The organism is Chryseobacterium sp. NG-CE01 (assembly GCF_055695505.1).
This window is the reverse complement of the sequence record NZ_CM146369.1, coordinates 3,515,055-3,533,304: the sequence shown is the minus strand read 5'-3', so window position 1 is coordinate 3,533,304 and position 18,250 is coordinate 3,515,055. Positions and strand designations below refer to the sequence as shown.

Sequence of the window (18,250 nt, the reverse complement as noted above, 5' to 3'; positions counted from 1 at the left end):
ATAAAAGGGGATTGTAATTTTTATTTTCCCTTTAAATCTTTTACATGAGTTTAATAAAACAAGCAAAGCAGGGAGTTTTCTGGACTTTTATACAGCAGTTCAGTATACAGTTCATTAACTTCGGAGTTCAGATTATTTTGGCCCGGTTATTACAGCCATCCGATTTTGGACTTATAGCCATGATTGCGGTTTTTGTAGCTCTTGGGCAGAGCTTAAGTGACAGTGGGATGACTTCTTCTCTGATTAGGAATGATAAAAATACAGAAAATGATTATGGTACTGTTTTTCTTACCAATCTTGGAGTAAGTGTAATATTATACGGCATTGCTTATATAATAGCACCCTTTGTTGCGGAGTTTTATAAACAGGAAATATTGACAGACCTTCTTAGAATGTATGCATTAGTGTTCATTATTTCTTCATTTAATGTTGTACAGCTGGCTAAGTTCACAAAAGAATTAAATTTCAAGTCTCAATTCACCTATCAACTGCCGTCGGTAATTATAGGTGCTTTGACAGGGATACTTATGGCCTATTATGGCTTTGGAGTATGGAGCCTTGTTGGGCTAAATATTTCTCAGGCAGTTTGTTTTTCTTTGTTTTTATGGTTCTTTTACCGATGGAAACCTAAGATGATATTTGATAAATCCATATTTAAATATCACTTTGATTTTGGATATAAGCTTACGTTATCAGGTGTGCTCAATACAGTTTATCTGAATTTGTATAGGATCATTATTGGTAAAAAATTCTCTACAACCAGTGTCGGATATTTTACCCAGGCAGACAGTTTGAGATTATTTCCTGTTAATCAGCTTTCCGCTGTTTTAAATAAAGTCACTTTTCCGCTATTTGCAAGCATAAAAAATGATCAGGATAAACTTAAGAGGGCTTACATTGCGTCAACACGCTTGGTTTTGTCATTTTCATCGGTTTTAATGGTTATTCTGATATTAATTGCTAAACCTTTATTTCTCATTGTGTTTGGCGAAAAATGGCTGCCATCTGTTCCCTATTTTCAGATTTTATGCATAGCCTCTATATTTTTACCATTAGGAACTTATAACTTGAATATTTTAAAAGTAAAAGGCAGAAGCGATATGTTTTTACGGGTAGAAATCATTAAAAAAATAATAGGAGTAATCTCTTTAGTAATCTGCATTCCCTTTGGTATCAATGCAATTGTTTGGTCATTGTGCATTACGAATGTTTTTTTTGCTTACCTCAATGGTTATTTTAGTGGTCGGTTTATCAGCTATAATGTCAATCAGCAAATAGTTCACAGTCTTGGTATTATTCTTATTTCTATAGTTCCGTTCGCTTTAGTTTTTTGGCTGAATGAATTGTGGTTTAAACAATATAATAATTTTCTCATCATAATTGTAGACATATTATGTTATATGGCGATTTATTTACCATTTCTGCTGGTATTCAATAAAGCATTAATTAACGACTTAAAAGTGGTTCTAAAAAAATGATATATACAGATATTTTATTTACAGGATATTATGGACAGCTCAACACCGGGGATGATGCCTTTGTCGAAGTTGCCTCTTGGGGTGCTGATACCATTTGGAATAAGAAGAAAAATAGATTCCTTGGATTAAAATCTAAACTGCCAAAAACTATCGTGAACACAACGGGATATCCTCTGGAAATTCCTAAGACGTACGATTTACAAAAAAAATTATTGCTGAATAATACACGTTGTTTGATCTCTGCAGGAGGATCTACTATTCATAGTAAATTGTCCTCAAATAATGTTAAACAGTATGCTGTAAATTTAAAAAAAGCAGGTAGGAAGATTAAAATAGGAGCTATTGGAGTATCAGTGGGCCCTTTTAAAACAAGCGAAGATGAGCAGGCTGTTCAGCAATATCTTAAAGAAATTGATTTTATCGCCGTACGTGATAAAAGATCCTATGACTACGTAAATTCAATCGGAGGTCTGCCATACCAACCTGTTAATGCCTTTGACCTGGCTGCTTTGTTACCTGAAATATATGGTTATCAGGAAAACCGATCTTCAGATAATTCTCAAAAGATCGTTGGAATAAGTGTCTGCCCGTACGAATCCGTTCATAAAGGAAGGAATGTGGAAAATGAGATAAGACGAAATGAGCAGATTATTAATCTCATTAAATTTTTAGATAAAAAAGAGGATATATTGTTTAAGTTCTACGTTATCAATGGAAATATAAATAACGGAGATAAGAAACTAACTCAAGACGTCATTAATAAAGCGCAGCCTGAAAATTTTGAAATTGTGGATTATAATAGAGATACCCAGGCTATATGGAAAGACATCAATGCATGCGATGCCGTAATTGCTACCAGATTACATGCAGGTATTTTTGCCTGTTTTGGTAATACTCCGTTTATGCTGGTCGAGTATCATGAAAAATGCACAGATTTTCTAATGGATATAGGCCAGAACGAACAAGGCCGCATCTTTGATGCAGAATTTGAAGTGAAAGAGAAAGCAGATGTAATTTTAAATTGGCTTTCAGACAGAAATCTATATTCTAAGCCATTGTTTTTAAAAGAAAAAATTGATCAGGCAAAATTAAATTTCACAGCAATTAATATATAGTCATGTTTTCAGTAGTCATTCCGTTATATAATAAAGAAAATAGCATTAAGAATACAATTCAGTCTGTGCTTAATCAATCGTTTTCCGACTTTGAAATCGTTATCGTAAACGACGGTTCTACAGATAACAGTCTGGAGGTAGTACAGCAAATAAATGATCCCAGACTTCGCATTATTGATAAAAGCAACGGGGGGGTCTCCAGTGCACGGAATTGTGGGATAAAAAATGCGCAAAAAGAATGGATTGCATTCTTGGATGGTGATGATTTGTGGGAACATAACCATTTGGAGGAGTATCACAAGCACATAAGTGATGACGTTACTTGGATTATTTCCGGGTATAAATCTAAAAATCAACTAAAAGAATATATTAAATTATATAATAAAGAAGGAAGGTTGGAGAATGTATTTGATGATTTATTAAAAGGCCTGAAGATTCACACAAGTACAGTCTGCATTAAAAAAAATAATTTTGACAATCATCCGGATCTCTATTTTAGAGAAGGTATTAACAATTCAGAAGACAGGGAAGTATGGTATAAAATGTGTTGTATTGATCAATCTCCTTTTTATATAAAACAGACATTATCCATCTATTGTCTGGATGACCCAAATTCTTTAACAAAGGGTTCAACGATACATAAAGATGATTACTTATCTCTTTATGACAGGATAGAACAATCTGATATTTTTAAAAATACTGCCTCTGAGAACAAAATAAAACTGAAAAAACACATTGCGAAATTTAACAATACAGCAATTAAAGGATATTATTTGAAGAACAAAGCAATGAAGCAGTCTTATAAAAGTTATGTTTCAAATAAAGAATGGTTTTTGATGAATTCAACATCTTTTTTGCCTGAAGTAATAAAGAAAATAATTGTTAGATTATGATACAAAAAATTAAAAATTTATATAGGAAGTATTTTTGGTCTGATGAGAGATATGCCAGATTTATTGGAGTTAAAATTGGCAAAAACTGTAAGATAGCTACAAGGTTTTTTGGCTCAGAACCTTACCTTATAGAAATTGGAAATCATGTTCAGATAACACAAGATGTGAGATTTTCAAACCATGGAGGGGGCTGGGTATTACGGGAAAAATATCCGGATTTTGATTTCTTTGGAAAAATCAAGGTAGGTAATAATGTGTATATAGGGAATTCGAGTATAATATTAGCTGGTGTAACGATAGGGAACGATGTAATTGTTGGTGCTGGTTCTGTTGTTACTAAGAGTATTCCTTCAGGTTCTATTGTAGGAGGCAATCCTGCTAAAATAATTACAACTATTGAAAATTTTGAGAATACTTATATTAAATATAATGTAAAAACAAAAAAACTAAACAGTCAGGCAAAAAAAGAAGTACTTATAAAGTTGTCTGAAGATATGTTTATTAAAAAATGATGATACGATTAATTTTTAGGATTAGTTTGTCAATAATACTTAATTTTTTTAAAGATTCAATTGTTCCTTCAGATTATCATTAATAAATTATATAGCAATTACAATTGCTATATAAATAGAAAGTAAAATATTTTTATAAGAGAATAAAATGAATATAAAAAGCAGCAAAGGAACATTTGAAACCTTTCTCATTTTTTTAATTTCTCCGTTTTTATCAATACCTTTTTTATTATTGCAATTTAAAAGAAAAGATAGATGGGCTAGTGTAATGTTCTCTTTACTATTGGGCATAGTAGCATACCTGTATATTCCGGCAGTTTCTAATGACAAAGCAAAATATTATATCCGATATAAGACTTATAAAAATTTATCCCTATCAGATTTCTTTGAATTTTTGGTTAAACTTAAAAAGCCTGACTTTATATTCGACTTGATTTTATTTATTGCAAAAAAATGCGATATACGATTGGAGTTTGTTTTTTTTATATTAACATTTTTATGCGTTTATCTTCTTTTCAGTATCGTTAATTCTCTTGTATTAAAATCGCAATCTCGTATTTATAACTATTTACTGATATGTGCATTTACAATCTTTAGTTTTTCTTTACCAAGTCTGTATTCGGGATTACGTTTTACATTAGGAGCATGTATATTGGCTTTTGGAATTTATCAATTTTTGTTTTTAAAAAACAAAACAGCAGGAATTATATTTGTTGTCATAGCCACTCAGATACATTTCAGTTTATTATATTTTGTTCCTGCACTAGTAGTTTTTAGCTTGGATGGATTAAAAAAAATTAACTACCGTTTGTTATTTTTAATATCATTACTTTTCTTATTAATACCTACTTCTATTACGAGTTCTATTTTCTCATTTATGAGTATATCAGAATCCTTGGATGCTAAAACATCAGTTTATGTGGGAGGAAAAGACTTTGTAAGTCAAAATTTCGATAGTAATCAAAGTTCAATAATATTATATGTTTTAAGAACAGCCTGGTATTACGTAATGTTAATTATTTTAATTTTTTATCATAAAAAATTAATCTTTGATGAGTGGAGCAAAAAAATGGTTTATTTACTATATATTACTATTTTTTTTGTGAATTTTACGTACTCATTTACAACAGTATTTTCACGTTTTTCTATAGTTGTAAAATTATTATTTTTACTGTATATTATTTATTTTTATTTAAACGTAAATAAATTATTTTCAAGAAAAATATTTTATTTAATATTTTTCTTTTATTTTCTGACATTTTTAATAGATGTTTATATACTAAGAATTAATTTTGTAAAATCTTTATTTAATAGTGACAATCTGCTAATTATACAGATTATTAATAAAAAAATTAATTATAATGAATTTATTAAATAAGCAAAAGAAAATAATTATGATCCTTTTTCTTTTATTATTAACTTTATTTTCAGAAATAAAAGCACAAAAGGACATTAAGTTTTTGTATAAAGAAGTATCTAATTCCTTAATTGGTCAATATTATAATTCGAGCAAAAATATTATACTTCCTAATAACGCATATAAAGCAGAAAAGGATATAAAGCAAAATGATCGGGCAATTAATAATACAAGTACATTACAAGACTGTTTGAACCAAAATGTGGTAGTTGTCCTTCCCAACTATCCTATAATGATAACAAAAGATGGACTGAAATTAAACTCAAATAATGTTTTAATTTTTCAACCCAACAGTAAGTTAACTATTGAAAATAATAATTTAGAATATTATCAACTACTTAAGATTCATAATGTACATCATGTAAAAATTCTAAATGCGAGACTATCTGGTGACAGAAACGGACACAGCTCTTCTAAAGGAGAATGGGGATATGGAATATCCATAAGAAATTCATCAGATGTAATAATCGACAATTTCTTTATAGATAATTTCTGGGGAGATGGTATCGCAATAGGGTATGGAAATACTAAGACTAACAAAAATATTGTCATAAAAAATGGGTATTTAGATAATAACAGAAGAAATGGTTTAAGTGTAATGAACATTGATGGTTTATGGGTAGAAAAATTACTTGTTTCTAATACAAATGGAACAAAGCCAATGTTTGGAATTGATTTTGAACCTAATAATGCCTCAGATAATTTAAACAATATCACTCTTAATAATATCTATACTTATAATAATGCAAATGGAGGATTGATGTTAACATTTAGTAAGATGAAAACGAGCAAATCCAAAACGATTGACTTTAATCTTAATAATTTCAAAGATGTAGGTTCACCGAATGGGTTAATGCTTGCTGGTATACCTAAGGAAGCAACAGGATTAAAAGGGAATATCAAATTAAATAATATTTCGCTTGATAATAATGTTTCTCCAATAACAGGAAGAACTATCTATAATAAAAACGTTTTTGTGGATATTCAGAATGTCAGTGTTATTAATCCCCAAAATAAAAATATAAATCATAAAGAAATTAAGAGGGTATTTGATTTAAAAAACAACTATTCTATTAAGTTTAAAAATTGATATGAATAATTTAAAAAATGTTATTTTTTTTGTGACAAGTTTGCAGAGCGGTGGAATTGAAAATTACCTTCTGCGATTCTTGGAAGAAAAACATCAACAATTTTGCCAAATTACAGTGTATTGTAAAGGCGGTTTGGGAGGACAGTTAGAACAAAGGTACCAATCAATACCAAATGTCAAAATTATCAAGAATAGTATAAGTTTTTATAATCCCTTAGATTATAGTGCACTCAAAAAATTTTTTGAAAAAAATAAATTTGATGCGATATGTGACTTTACAGGTAATTTTGCGGGATTTATACTTTTTGTTTCGAAACTTGCCGGAATAAAAAAAAGAATTGTTTTTTACAGAGGATCTTCAGATCATTTTGAAGCAACCTTTGTAAAAAAAATGTATAATAATCTGGCCAGAAACTTTGTCTTAAAATATGCCACAGATATTTTATCAAACTCAAAAGCTGCATTTAATTTTTTTTATCCAGGTGTTTGGCATAATGATACACGCTTTGAAGTAATTTATAACGGTATTGATGCCTCGAAGTTTAATATTGAAAACGGAAACCTGAGAAAAGAATTTAAAATCCCTGATGATGCTTTTGTAGTAGGGCATACAGGGAGATTCAATTCAGCAAAGAACCATTCCACAATTTTAAAAGTAGCTACAGAGCTTATAAAAAAACATAAAGATGTTTATTTTATCTTATGTGGTAATCAGGTTAAGAACAAAATGGAACCTTTGGTTAAGGAAAAAGCGCTTTCAGACAGAATACTGCTTTTTGAAAACAGAAGTGATATTCCTAAGTTTTTAAATACAATGGATTGCTACTATTTTCCATCAGTTACCGAAGGACAGCCCAATGCTTTAATAGAAGCAATGCTTATGGATATCCCGATTGTTGCATCTGATATAGAATCCATCAAAGAAACGGTTCCTGAAGCGGCTCATTCATTTTTAGTAAATCCACTGGATGTTGAAGCAGCAAAAAATAAAATCATTGAAATTTACCATTCTGAAACCAAACAAAATTTACAGGAATGGACTATTAAAAAATATGATTCAAAAAAATTATTCCAACAATTTTATAATCATTTCTAATCCATTTCCAATCTAATGTCTATAGTATTTATTAATGATCACCCGTTTTATGTTGATAAAGGTCAAAATGTTTTTACTTCAGGAACACTGACTTCAGATGTCTGGAGTAGGTTTACAGATAATTTTGGAGAACTTACTGTTATCGGACGCGGGGTAAAACTAGATGATGAATCTCATAACCATAAAAAAGCTGATGCAGAAAATGTTCTGTTTGATTTATTCTTTGAAATAAAAGGAGGAAAAGATTATTTTAAATACAGAAAAGAAATTATAAAAAAGCTTACCCCATATATTAAGCAATCCGAATATATTGTTCTGCGACTTCCTTCCAATATTGGCGTAATTGCAGCCGGTATATGCCGGAAGTATAATAAAAAATATTTTGTTGAAGTCGTAGGATGTGCGTATGACAGTATGTGGTTCTTTGGCAATCTTCAAGGGAAAGCACTTGCTTCAATAACGGCTGCAAACAATAGAAAAGCTATTCGCAATGCTGATGCAGCAGTTTATGTAACCGAAAAATATTTACAGAATAGATACCCAAATCCCAATAAGCAGATTAACGCTTCCAATGTAGTAATTGAAATGTTTGACGAAAATGTGCTAAATAGACATTTAGAGTATTTACAAACAAATTCTGAAATTAAAAAAATTGGGATGATCGGGAATATTTCATTACCCTATAAAGGCTACGAAGTTTTATTCCAAGCTTTAAAGGATGTAAAGATAAAATATGAATTGCAGATAGTAGGAGGAGGCGATCCAACATGGATAAAGAAACTCATTGAAAAATTCGGATTGGAAAAAACAATTATTCTCAAAGGAAGAATAAATGGCCGTGAAGAAATTTATGAATTTTTGGATAACCTTGACTTATACGTACAACCTTCACTGACGGAAGGTTTGCCAAGAAGTGTTATAGAAGCTATGGCAAGAGCCTGTCCGATTGTAGCATCGAATGCAGGAGGAATTCCGGAACTGATATCTGCAGATTTTATTTATCAGGTAAAAGACCATAAGCATCTTAGCAGATTGATTAATTCTACATTAAGTAATACCAATATATTGAAGAAGATGAGCGGTGAAAACTTTATACGCTCAAAAGAATACAGCTTTGACAAGATAAATAATAGAAGATACCAATTTTTGCAAAAAATAAAAAAAGACATAAAAAATTAATGAACGCAATAATAGTACCTGGAGTAACAGATTTAAATAAAGGTGACCAGGCTTTGGTTTGGGAAAGCTGGAGGCTGGCCAAGGATACCGGTTTATATGATGAAGTATATATACTCGATGCCGGAGATAATGAAGAAGAAAGAGAATTGCTCTGCAGGCAATCTGAAGAACACGGATTCAAATTGCTCGAAAATATTTTAAAACATCCTAGAAGAGGACAGCATAAATCCGGAGAACATATTAAAGAATCTAAAGCCGAGCTCTTAAAGCAGATAAAAAATGCTGCCATGGATTTTAAAGATACCCGATATCTGATAAAAATCTGCAATGATCTTGAAAAAGTAAGAAAAAATTTTGATGACAAAACCTACCGCACTGTAAAGCAGTTTCATGATGCGAAAACAATTTTTGTAAAAGGAGGAGGCTTTATTCATGCGTACGGCGAGAAGACAGCACCATATCTTATGTGGTACTTCTTATTCTATGTAAGACTTGCAAAAGCATTAGGGAAAAAAGTTGTTTTCCTCCCAAACTCTTACGGACCTTTCATAGGACTTACCGTTAAAAAACAGGTAACCTCTGTGTTTGGGAAACTAGATCTTGTATATGCCAGGGAAAATGTTTCCGCACAAAGTTTAGGACAGCTTTTGGGAAAAAAAATACCCGTAGAAATGGATCTTGGATTTTTTCTTGAAAAGGGTAGCCAGGAAGAAGCCGTAAAAATCCTTGAAAAATACAATCTGTCGAAAGAAGATAAAATTGTAGGGGTAACGATTCGTCCCTGGCGTTTTCCGGGACTGTCAAATCCTGAAGTACTTTACAAAAAATATATAGATTCAGTAGCAGATCTTACCAGACATTTATTAGCTAATGGATATAAAGTAGCTTTATGCAACCAGTCTTTGGGACCTAATTCCCATGAAGATGACCGTAATGCTATTAAAGACCTCCTGGCTCAAGTACAGGATCCTAATATTATTTGGATTAATGAAAATCTTTCATGCGATATATTAAAAGCAGTTTATTCTAATTTTTATTTCTTTATCGGGACCCGTTTTCATTCAATTATTTTTTCACTGACTTCACTTGTGCCATCAATAGCCATCGGATATGGAGGGAACAAGGCAAAAGGAATTATGGGAGATTTCAGGCTTGATGATTATGTAGTACAGATACAGGATGTAGAATCTGATTTGCTTATCAATATGTTTGATAAAGCCATTGCGGATTACGACAATATAAAAAATCAGCTGAATCAATCTATGGAATTGGTTAGCGCGAGCAGAAACAGATTAATACATGATGTTAAATCATTATATTAAAATGAAAATAGTCCGTACATCAACCATATCAATATCTTTACATGTTTTGCTCAAAGGTCAGTTGAAGTTTCTCAACAGTTTTTTTGAGGTTGTAGGCATATCTTCTGAAGATGATCTGCTTGATGAGGTAAGTCAGCGCGAAGGCATAAAAACCATAGCAGTAAATATGGAAAGAGGAATCAGTCCGCTAAAAGATCTTATTTCTCTTTTCAGGTTATATCAAATTTTAAAGTCAGAGAAGCCGGCGATTGTACACTCTATTACACCTAAAGCAGGCCTTCTGACAATGCTTGCCGGTAAAATGGCAGGAGTACCCATCCGGATTCATACTTTTACAGGCCTTATTTTTCCTACAAAAAAAGGATTTATACAAAAAGTTCTTATTAATATGGACCGCCTTTTATGCAGCGCGGCTACCAATATATACCCGGAAGGGCAGGGTGTTAAAAAAGATTTGGTGAATTATAAAATCACATCAAAGCCTTTAAAAGTTATCGCCAACGGAAATGTTAACGGCATTGATCTGGATTATTTCTCATCCGATAAAATTTCCGAAACGCAAAAAGATACTTTAAAAAAAGAACTCGATATCGCTGCCTCAGATTTTGTTTTTGTATTTATAGGACGTCTGGTGGGTGACAAGGGAATTAATGAACTGGTACATGCTTTTTCGCAGATCAGTAAAAATACAGATTCTTCAAAACCGGTGAAGCTAATGTTAATCGGGCCTTTGGAAGAACATCTTGATCCTTTGCAGCCGGAAACCATAAAAGAGATAAAAAACAATCCTGACATTTTAGATTTAGGATTTCAGAAAGACGTACGGCCTTATTTTGCGATTTCGGACGCATTGGTTTTCCCAAGTTATCGCGAAGGTTTTCCTAATGTTGTTATGCAGGCGGGAGCAATGGAACTTCCAAGTATCGTTTCTGACATTAATGGCTGTAACGAGATTATCGTTGAAGGCGAAAACGGAATGATTATTCCGGTTAAAAACAGTGAAAAGCTGAAAACAGCCATGGAAAAAATACTTTCGGATACAGATTTGTATCAAAAGCTGAAAATAAATTCCAGGCCTATGATCCAGTCTCGGTACGAACAATCTGTGATCTGGAATGAATTATTAAATGAATATAAAACCCTGCTTAAAGAAAATAATATAGATGTATAAGAATTTATTGAAAAGAGTGATCGATTTTCTGATTGCTTTTTCATGTTTAATTTTATTGTCACCTGTTTTTCTTATCGTACTTGTGGTGCTGTATTTTCAGAATGACGGGAAGCCGTTTTTCTTTCAGACCAGACCAGGGCTTAATGAAAAAATGTTTAAAATCGTTAAGTTTAAAACAATGACGGATAAAAAAGACAGCCATGGAAATTACCTGCCGGATGCCGAGAGACTTACCCCAATGGGAAGTTTTATACGTCAAACCTCCCTGGATGAAATCCCACAGCTCATTAATGTACTGAAAGGAGATATGGCGATTATCGGGCCGCGGCCTTTATTGCCACAGTATCTTCCTCTTTACAATGAATCTCAGAAGCGTAGGCATGAAGTTCGTCCCGGAATCACCGGTTGGGCTCAGGTAAATGGGAGAAATGCTATCTCGTGGGCAAAGAAATTCGAACTGGATGTGTGGTATATTGATCATGTTTCATTTGCGCTGGATTGTAAAATTGTACTTCTTACTATCAAGAAAGTTTTTAAAAAAGAAGGAATCAATAAAGAGGGACAGGCAACAACAGAAGCATTTAACGGAAATAATTAAAAAAAGAAGAATGAATTAATATGTGGTACGTCTCCATGGCAAGGTAGTTGCAGAAAATGCAGAAGAATTCGGGTCTTAAATTCAACCTTATATAAGCATAGATGTTAAAGAAACAAGGACTGTTTTGTTCCTCTCTCACCATCATAAATGTGAATATTGTCATTTAAATGGAGAAGCATCAATAAGAAACAATTGACAGGTATGTTCAATTATTGATCTTAATTAATCCGAATACAGAATGTTAAGATTTAAATAGTAATAAATTAATAAAAAAATAATTATGAGCATTGAAATATGGCTCTCTTCTCCTCACATGGGCGGTACAGAGAGAAAATATGTCAACGAAGCATTTGATACCAATTGGATTGCTCCTTTAGGACCTAACGTAAATGGCTTTGAAACTGATCTGGAAAAATTTCTGAATCAGGAAGTAAAAGTTGCTGCGCTTTCATCAGGAACAGCAGCCCTGCACCTTGCATTGATCGAATGCAACGTAGGCTATGGTGATGAAGTGATTTGCCAGTCTCTTACTTTTTCAGCCTCTGCGAATCCTATCGTTTACCAGGGAGCGACACCGGTTTTCATAGACTCAGAAAAAGATACATGGAATATGTGTCCAGTAGCATTAAGAGAAGCGGTAGTAGACCGAATTTCTAAGAATAAAAAGCCAAAAGCCATTATTGCTGTTAATCTTTACGGAATGCCTGCAAAAATGGATGAGATTTTAGCCGTAGCCACAGAATTTGATATTCCTTTAATTGAAGATGCCGCCGAATCACTAGGATCTACTTACAAAGGAAGATCTTGTGGTACTTTTGGAAGGTTTGGGATTTTATCTTTTAATGGAAACAAAATCATTACGACTTCGGGTGGGGGCGCACTGGTGTGCCATTCTAAAGAAGATAAAGACAGAGCGGTCTTCTTATCTACTCAGGCAAGAGATAATGCGCCTCATTACCAGCATTCGGAAATAGGATATAACTATAGGATGAGTAACGTTTCTGCCGGGATCGGAAGAGGTCAGATGGAAGTTCTGAACAGCAGAGTGGAAGGCCGCAGAAAAATGCATGATTTCTATGCTGAAATTACGAAAGATATAGATGGAGTAGAATTATTCTGCGAAGCTAGCAGCGATTTCTTCAGCAACCACTGGCTGTCGGTGATTACGATAGATGAAAATACAGCATCAAGAAACCGCGAAGATCTTCGACTGGCGTTTCTGGAAGATAAAATTGAGTCCCGTCCGATATGGAAACCTATGCATATGCAGCCTGTATTTAAGGATGCTCCGTATTACGGAGGAAACTTTGCCGAGAAACTTTTCGAAAACAGCTTATGTTTACCGTCCGGATCCAATCTTACGGATGCCGACAGAAACAGAATAGAAAAAGTGATGGTAAGCGTTTTTTCAAATAAAAAACTGTCAGACGCTACATTACTTTAAAATACCGGAATAGTTATCAGATTATTCAAAATCATACACACCTAAATACTGTTTATCATTTAGATAAATGATTTAAAACAGAATACTAACAACACAATATAAAAAGCAGAGATAATAACTTATCTCTGCTTTATTTATAACGTAACATCCGGGATGTTTACCTGAACTTTCTGCTGGCGCTTCCATATGTATTGGCGCTTATTCCGTGGAAGTTATTGTAGGTATAATAAAGGTCCTTAAAGTAAATGTCCATATCGGCGTCATTCTTTTCAATCACAGTGGCGTTTTTCTGCTTTTTGGATGCCCCGTAACTATATTTCTTTTTGGAAGCGGTTTTCTTTTTCAGGCAGTGGCAATGTATATGATCCTGTTTCCTGTGTTCATCAAGCTCCATAATCTTAATTTCAGTACGGTCATACTTTCTGAATTTTTCAAAATCATTCAGATCAAGAGTAAACCAGGGCTCACCGTGATAAAAATAATGATCTGTAATTTCAGGGTTGAAAATATCTTTCTTTTCTAAAGGAGCGGAAGAGTAGTAACCATTGCAGTCAGTACACGTGGCAACTTGTATTTTTATCGACATATTATTAAGATTTAAGTGATTGATGTCTTTGCTATATCAGAAGTTGTGCCATATCCGTAAATCTTATACAAAAATTAATATACAGTACAAATAACACTTGCTGGTTAGCAATATTAATTTGTTCATAATAATATCCTGCTGAATGCCCTTCCGGAATTTCCGGATACAATATCAATAACAATTGCTGTTTTATTTAAATTTTGGTTATTATAGAATTAATCTTAAAAATTTCCCCAATATTTCTTTATTGGTATAAATTATTAGTCTTGCATATAAAAATGGTAAAGAAAAAATTAAAATTTTAAGGAATTTTTAAGTTGAAAAGTGTTTTTTTTACACTTTTTAATAAAAAAAATAATCTTTTTTTTACCGTTTCTTATCATAGTATTTTATATAAAAAATTTCACTTACATTTTGTGGTTATTTTTTTACAAGGTATTGTAAATTCATGTTTTAAGATTGTAATAAGTGTACTTTTAATGATAACCTTATCATAAAATATATACAATTGTTATCATAAAAAATCGATATGTAAATTACTGATATGTAGGCTATAGCATTAAATTTATTTTTTTTATTCAATTGAATTTTTATATTTGTGATGTTACATAAATGTTAACGATTAAATGAGCCCTGACTTTATTCATACATACGTATCTGTAGATTGTGTAGTATTCGGATTTGATCACGAAAACCGCCTGAACATTTTATTGGTTCAGCGGCATGTAGATGAGATCCCTCAGGAAAGGAGAAGAAAACTACCCGGAAGCCTGATTTTTAGCAATGAAGATGTAGACGACGCTGCCGAAAGAGTGCTCCACGAACTTACGGGAATAAAGAAAATGGTGCTTAAGCAGTTTAAATGCTTTGCAGATCCGGGACGGGCCAATAATGAGCACGACATCAAATGGATGGGAAAAGAATACAAACACCATATCGACCGGATTATTACTGTAGCTTATCTTTCCCTCTGTAAGATCGATCATAAGATCAACAGTACGAAATATGACAATGTAGACTGGTTCCCGATCGATGAAGTGCCCGAGCTGCCCTTTGATCACAATAAGATCATCAGCGAATCGCTCGTCGAAATCAGAAAATGGATAGAATCTGACTTTTCTATCATTTTCGAGCTGCTGCCGAAGAGATTTACGATCAGACAGCTGTATCAGCTTTACAGCGCATTAAGTGAAAAATATATAGATATTAAAAATTTTCATAAAAAGATCTCATCATTCAACTATATCGTACCGTTGGATGAAATTGAAAAAAATGTTTCACACCGCGCTGCAAGATATTATAAGTTCGATGCGAAGATCTATAAGAAAAACAATACTAAACTCATTAAATAAAAGCTTCTCAATAAATTATGTACTTAGTAGGCTATGACATCGGCAGTTCTTCTGTAAAAGTTTGTCTCATCGAGGCATCCAGCGGAAAAGTGATTGCTTCAGAATTTTCCCCGAAAAAGGAAATGAAAATCACTGCTGTGAATCCCGGATGGGCAGAACAGAACCCTGTTGACTGGTGGACGAATCTGAAACTTGCGCATGAAGCAGTAATGCATGAATCCGGAGTCCATGCTGAAGATATCAAAGGAATAGGGATCACCTGGCAGATGCATGGTCTTATTCTCGTAGACAAAGATCAGAATATATTGAGACCGTCGATTATCTGGTGCGACAGCCGCGCAGTACCCTATGGCGAAAAAGCGTTTAAAGAAATTGGCGAAGAAAAATGCCTTTCACATCTGCTGAACTCACCGGGAAATTTTACCGCATCTAAATTGGCTTGGGTAAAAGAAAACGAACCGGAAATTTTTGAAAAAATTGATAAAATAATGCTTCCCGGAGATTATATTGCCATGAGACTTTCCGGACAAATAGGAATGACTATTGAAGGACTTTCGGAAGGTATTTTCTGGGACTTTAAAAACAACTGTATTTCAGAAGACGTAATTGGCCATTACGGAATTCCGAAGAGCTTCTTTCCGGAAATTGTCCCTACTTTCGGGATTCAGGCTGCCGTTTCCGCATCTGCCGCCCAGGAATTAGGCCTTAAAGAAGGAACCCCGATTTCCTATAGAGCCGGAGATCAGCCGAACAACGCACTTTCGCTGAACGTCTTTAATCCGGGAGAAATTGCTTCCACTGCCGGAACTTCAGGAGTTGTGTATGGAGTACTCGATCAATTGGAATATGATAAATTATCAAGAGTCAATACCTTTGCTCACGTTAATTACACGCCGGAGCAGATAAGATTAGGTGTATTGCTATGCATCAACGGAACCGGGATCCTCAATTCATGGCTGAAGCATAATTTTGCAACTTCATTATCCTCATACGGAGATATGAATGAGCTGGCCTCACTTTCACCGGTAGGTTCCAAAGGCCTAAGCATTGTGCCTTTCGGAAATGGTGCCGAAAGAGTATTGGAAAATAAAGAAACCAACTGTTCCATTCACGGAATTAATTTTAACATCCATACAAAAGGAGACATCCTGCGTGCGGCGCAGGAAGGAATTGTATTTTCCTACGAATACGGAATGAATATCATGAGAAATATAGGGATGGATATTCAGGTGATCCGTGCAGGAAACGCCAATATGTTTTTAAGTTCAATATTTCGTCAGTCACTTTCCAGTGTCAGCAATGCGGTGATTGAACTTTATGATACCGACGGAGCTGTAGGAGCTGCAAGGGCTGCTGGAATGGGAATAGGGTTTTATGCAGATTCCAAAGAAGCATTTTCATCACTCGAAAAAATAGCAGTGATAGAGCCTGAACACGAGAAACAGGAACAATATCAAGAAGCCTATACACGATGGAAGCATCATCTTAAAGAAATAATCTAAAACAAACCACGGAAGATTTTCCATTGCTCTTACTGACCTTTTAAAGCCGGTGAGCAGGGAATTTCTACGCAAAAAAATTAAAATAAATAAAAAAATATGAACACTTTAACAGGTACGAAAGAGTTTTTTTCGGGGATCGACAAGATTAAATTTGAAGGGAAAGAAAGCAGAAATCCAATGGCATTCCGCTACTATGATGCAGAAAAAATAGTGATGGGAAAACCGATGAAAGACTGGACCCGTTTTGCAATGGCGTGGTGGCATACCTTATGTGCAAACGGAAGCGATCCGTTCGGAGGAGCAACCATCCACCATCCATGGGATATCGGAAATGATGCCGTTACAAGAGCAATGCATAAAATGGATGCCGGCTTTGAATTCATGTCTAAAATGGGCTTCGGATACTACTGTTTCCATGACATTGATCTGGTAGATCCGGCAGATAACTGGAAAGATTATGAGAAAAACCTTCAGGCTGTGGTTGAATATGCCAAGCAAAAGCAGGCAGAAACGGGAATTAAGCTTTTATGGGGAACGGCCAACGTTTTCACCCACGAAAGATACATGAACGGAGCTTCTACCAACCCGAATTTCGATGTCGTAGCATGTGCAGGAACACAGGTGAAAAATTCTATCGATGCAACGATTGCGTTAGGTGGAGAAAACTATGTATTCTGGGGCGGACGGGAAGGATATATGAGTCTTTTAAATACAGACATGAAGCGTGAAAAAGATCACCTGGCACGTTTCCTTTCAATGTCCAGAGATTATGCGCGCCAGCAGGGCTTTAAAGGAACTTTCCTGATCGAGCCAAAACCTATGGAACCTACAAAACACCAGTACGATTATGATTCTGAAACCGTAATCGGATTCCTGAGACATTACGGACTCGATAAAGATTTTAAATTAAATATTGAAGTAAACCACGCAACCCTTGCAGGACACACCTTTGAACACGAACTTCAGGTGGCTGTAGATGCCGGACTATTAGGAAGTATAGATGCCAACAGAGGAGATTATCAGAATGGGTGGGATACAGACCAGTTCCCGGTAGATTATCTGGAAATGGTGCAGGCATGGCTGGTGCTTCTTCCTGCAGGAGGTCTGGGAACAGGCGGGGTTAATTTCGACGCAAAGATCAGAAGAAACTCCATTGATCCGGAAGACTTATTTATCTCTCATATTTCAGGAATGGACGTATTTGCAAAAGGCCTTCTGGCAGCAGCAGATATTCTTGAAAATTCAGACTATAAAAAATTAAGAACAGATCGCTACGCTTCTTTTGACAACGGAAACGGAAAGGCTTTTGAAGAAGGAAACCTTAAACTGGAAGACCTTCAGAGAATAGCACATGAAATCGGGGAACCTCAGCCAAAAAGCGGAAAACAGGAATTGTTTGAAGCTATCGTAAACATGTACATCTAACCCTTTAAAAAAGTGAAAAGGCTGCTAACACTAAGGATTTCTCAGAACGATAATTATTAATGGCCTTTTT

Annotated in this window: 16 protein-coding genes; 15 read left to right on the top strand and 1 reads right to left on the bottom strand. The window is 34.2% G+C overall.

The window, feature by feature from the left end:
* The first annotated feature begins 44 nt into the window (after positions 1-44).
* The 12 genes from ACYT6F_RS16300 (at position 45) to ACYT6F_RS16245 (ending at position 13,315) form a co-directional block, all read left to right on the top strand.
* The gene (locus tag ACYT6F_RS16300; protein ID WP_472598682.1) at positions 45-1,478 is read left to right on the top strand and encodes a lipopolysaccharide biosynthesis protein; all 1,434 of its coding nucleotides are present in this window, start codon (positions 45-47) and stop codon (positions 1,476-1,478) included.
* The gene (locus ACYT6F_RS16295) at positions 1,475-2,593 is read left to right on the top strand and encodes a polysaccharide pyruvyl transferase family protein (RefSeq protein WP_472598681.1); all 1,119 of its coding nucleotides are present in this window, start codon (positions 1,475-1,477) and stop codon (positions 2,591-2,593) included. The genes ACYT6F_RS16300 and ACYT6F_RS16295 overlap by 4 nt, the downstream gene beginning before the upstream one ends.
* Before the next feature lie 2 nt (positions 2,594-2,595).
* Positions 2,596-3,486, top strand: coding sequence for a glycosyltransferase family 2 protein (locus ACYT6F_RS16290; protein WP_472598680.1), 891 nt, complete (start codon positions 2,596-2,598; stop codon positions 3,484-3,486).
* Complete coding sequence (locus ACYT6F_RS16285; RefSeq protein ID WP_472598679.1) at positions 3,483-3,998, top strand: acyltransferase; 516 nt, start codon at positions 3,483-3,485, stop codon at positions 3,996-3,998. Before ACYT6F_RS16290 ends, ACYT6F_RS16285 begins: the two co-directional genes overlap by 4 nt.
* 148 nt (positions 3,999-4,146) lie before the next feature.
* Positions 4,147-5,376 (top strand): EpsG family protein, encoded by a 1,230-nt coding sequence (locus ACYT6F_RS16280; RefSeq protein ID WP_472598678.1) that lies wholly within the window; start codon positions 4,147-4,149, stop codon positions 5,374-5,376.
* Positions 5,360-6,505: a hypothetical protein gene (locus tag ACYT6F_RS16275; RefSeq protein WP_472598677.1), complete on the top strand. Its 1,146-nt coding sequence runs from the start codon at positions 5,360-5,362 to the stop codon at positions 6,503-6,505. Before ACYT6F_RS16280 ends, ACYT6F_RS16275 begins: the two co-directional genes overlap by 17 nt.
* A 1-nt stretch (position 6,506) precedes the next feature.
* Positions 6,507-7,601 (top strand): glycosyltransferase, encoded by a 1,095-nt coding sequence (locus ACYT6F_RS16270; RefSeq protein WP_472598676.1) that lies wholly within the window; start codon positions 6,507-6,509, stop codon positions 7,599-7,601.
* Positions 7,602-7,616: 15 nt separating this feature from the next.
* Positions 7,617-8,780 carry a glycosyltransferase gene (locus tag ACYT6F_RS16265; RefSeq protein ID WP_472598675.1) on the top strand — a complete coding sequence of 388 codons (1,164 nt, stop codon included), beginning with the start codon at positions 7,617-7,619 and terminating at the stop codon, positions 8,778-8,780.
* On the top strand, positions 8,780-10,102 hold the full coding sequence (locus ACYT6F_RS16260; protein ID WP_472598674.1) for a polysaccharide pyruvyl transferase family protein: 1,323 nt from the start codon (positions 8,780-8,782) through the stop codon (positions 10,100-10,102). The genes ACYT6F_RS16265 and ACYT6F_RS16260 overlap by 1 nt, the downstream gene beginning before the upstream one ends.
* A 1-nt stretch (position 10,103) precedes the next feature.
* Positions 10,104-11,273, top strand: a complete 1,170-nt coding sequence (locus ACYT6F_RS16255) for a glycosyltransferase family 4 protein (RefSeq protein ID WP_472598673.1) — start codon at positions 10,104-10,106, stop codon at positions 11,271-11,273.
* Positions 11,266-11,871, top strand: coding sequence for a sugar transferase (locus ACYT6F_RS16250; protein ID WP_472598672.1), 606 nt, complete (start codon positions 11,266-11,268; stop codon positions 11,869-11,871). The genes ACYT6F_RS16255 and ACYT6F_RS16250 overlap by 8 nt, the downstream gene beginning before the upstream one ends.
* Before the next feature lie 280 nt (positions 11,872-12,151).
* Positions 12,152-13,315, top strand: coding sequence for a DegT/DnrJ/EryC1/StrS family aminotransferase (locus tag ACYT6F_RS16245; protein ID WP_472598671.1), 1,164 nt, complete (start codon positions 12,152-12,154; stop codon positions 13,313-13,315).
* A gap of 157 nt (positions 13,316-13,472) precedes the next feature.
* Here the strand turns inward: ACYT6F_RS16245 and ACYT6F_RS16240 are convergent, their stop codons facing one another.
* Positions 13,473-13,901: a hypothetical protein gene (locus tag ACYT6F_RS16240; RefSeq protein WP_472598670.1), complete on the bottom strand. Its 429-nt coding sequence runs from the start codon at positions 13,899-13,901 to the stop codon at positions 13,473-13,475.
* Between the two features lie 626 nt (positions 13,902-14,527).
* Between ACYT6F_RS16240 and ACYT6F_RS16235 the strand changes: the two genes are divergently transcribed.
* The 3 genes from ACYT6F_RS16235 (at position 14,528) to xylA (ending at position 18,180) form a co-directional block, all read left to right on the top strand.
* Entirely contained in the window at positions 14,528-15,253 is a 726-nt protein-coding gene (locus tag ACYT6F_RS16235; protein ID WP_472598669.1) for an NUDIX hydrolase, read from the top strand.
* 17 nt (positions 15,254-15,270) lie between these two features.
* Entirely contained in the window at positions 15,271-16,755 is a 1,485-nt protein-coding gene (locus tag ACYT6F_RS16230; protein ID WP_472598668.1) for a xylulokinase, read from the top strand.
* A 96-nt stretch (positions 16,756-16,851) separates the two neighbouring features.
* Positions 16,852-18,180 (top strand): xylose isomerase, encoded by a 1,329-nt coding sequence (xylA, locus tag ACYT6F_RS16225; RefSeq protein ID WP_472598667.1) that lies wholly within the window; start codon positions 16,852-16,854, stop codon positions 18,178-18,180.
* Positions 18,181-18,250 lie beyond the last annotated feature (70 nt).

Coding starts and splice junctions, on each gene's coding strand:
- ACYT6F_RS16300 (WP_472598682.1), top strand. CDS start 45: ATGAGTTTAATAAAACAAGCAAAGCAGGGAGTTTTCTGGACTTTTATA.
- ACYT6F_RS16295 (WP_472598681.1), top strand. CDS start 1,475: ATGATATATACAGATATTTTATTTACAGGATATTATGGACAGCTCAAC.
- ACYT6F_RS16290 (WP_472598680.1), top strand. CDS start 2,596: ATGTTTTCAGTAGTCATTCCGTTATATAATAAAGAAAATAGCATTAAG.
- ACYT6F_RS16285 (WP_472598679.1), top strand. CDS start 3,483: ATGATACAAAAAATTAAAAATTTATATAGGAAGTATTTTTGGTCTGAT.
- ACYT6F_RS16280 (WP_472598678.1), top strand. CDS start 4,147: ATGAATATAAAAAGCAGCAAAGGAACATTTGAAACCTTTCTCATTTTT.
- ACYT6F_RS16275 (WP_472598677.1), top strand. CDS start 5,360: ATGAATTTATTAAATAAGCAAAAGAAAATAATTATGATCCTTTTTCTT.
- ACYT6F_RS16270 (WP_472598676.1), top strand. CDS start 6,507: ATGAATAATTTAAAAAATGTTATTTTTTTTGTGACAAGTTTGCAGAGC.
- ACYT6F_RS16265 (WP_472598675.1), top strand. CDS start 7,617: ATGTCTATAGTATTTATTAATGATCACCCGTTTTATGTTGATAAAGGT.
- ACYT6F_RS16260 (WP_472598674.1), top strand. CDS start 8,780: ATGAACGCAATAATAGTACCTGGAGTAACAGATTTAAATAAAGGTGAC.
- ACYT6F_RS16255 (WP_472598673.1), top strand. CDS start 10,104: ATGAAAATAGTCCGTACATCAACCATATCAATATCTTTACATGTTTTG.
- ACYT6F_RS16250 (WP_472598672.1), top strand. CDS start 11,266: ATGTATAAGAATTTATTGAAAAGAGTGATCGATTTTCTGATTGCTTTT.
- ACYT6F_RS16245 (WP_472598671.1), top strand. CDS start 12,152: ATGAGCATTGAAATATGGCTCTCTTCTCCTCACATGGGCGGTACAGAG.
- ACYT6F_RS16240 (WP_472598670.1), bottom strand. CDS start 13,901: ATGTCGATAAAAATACAAGTTGCCACGTGTACTGACTGCAATGGTTAC.
- ACYT6F_RS16235 (WP_472598669.1), top strand. CDS start 14,528: ATGAGCCCTGACTTTATTCATACATACGTATCTGTAGATTGTGTAGTA.
- ACYT6F_RS16230 (WP_472598668.1), top strand. CDS start 15,271: ATGTACTTAGTAGGCTATGACATCGGCAGTTCTTCTGTAAAAGTTTGT.
- xylA (WP_472598667.1), top strand. CDS start 16,852: ATGAACACTTTAACAGGTACGAAAGAGTTTTTTTCGGGGATCGACAAG.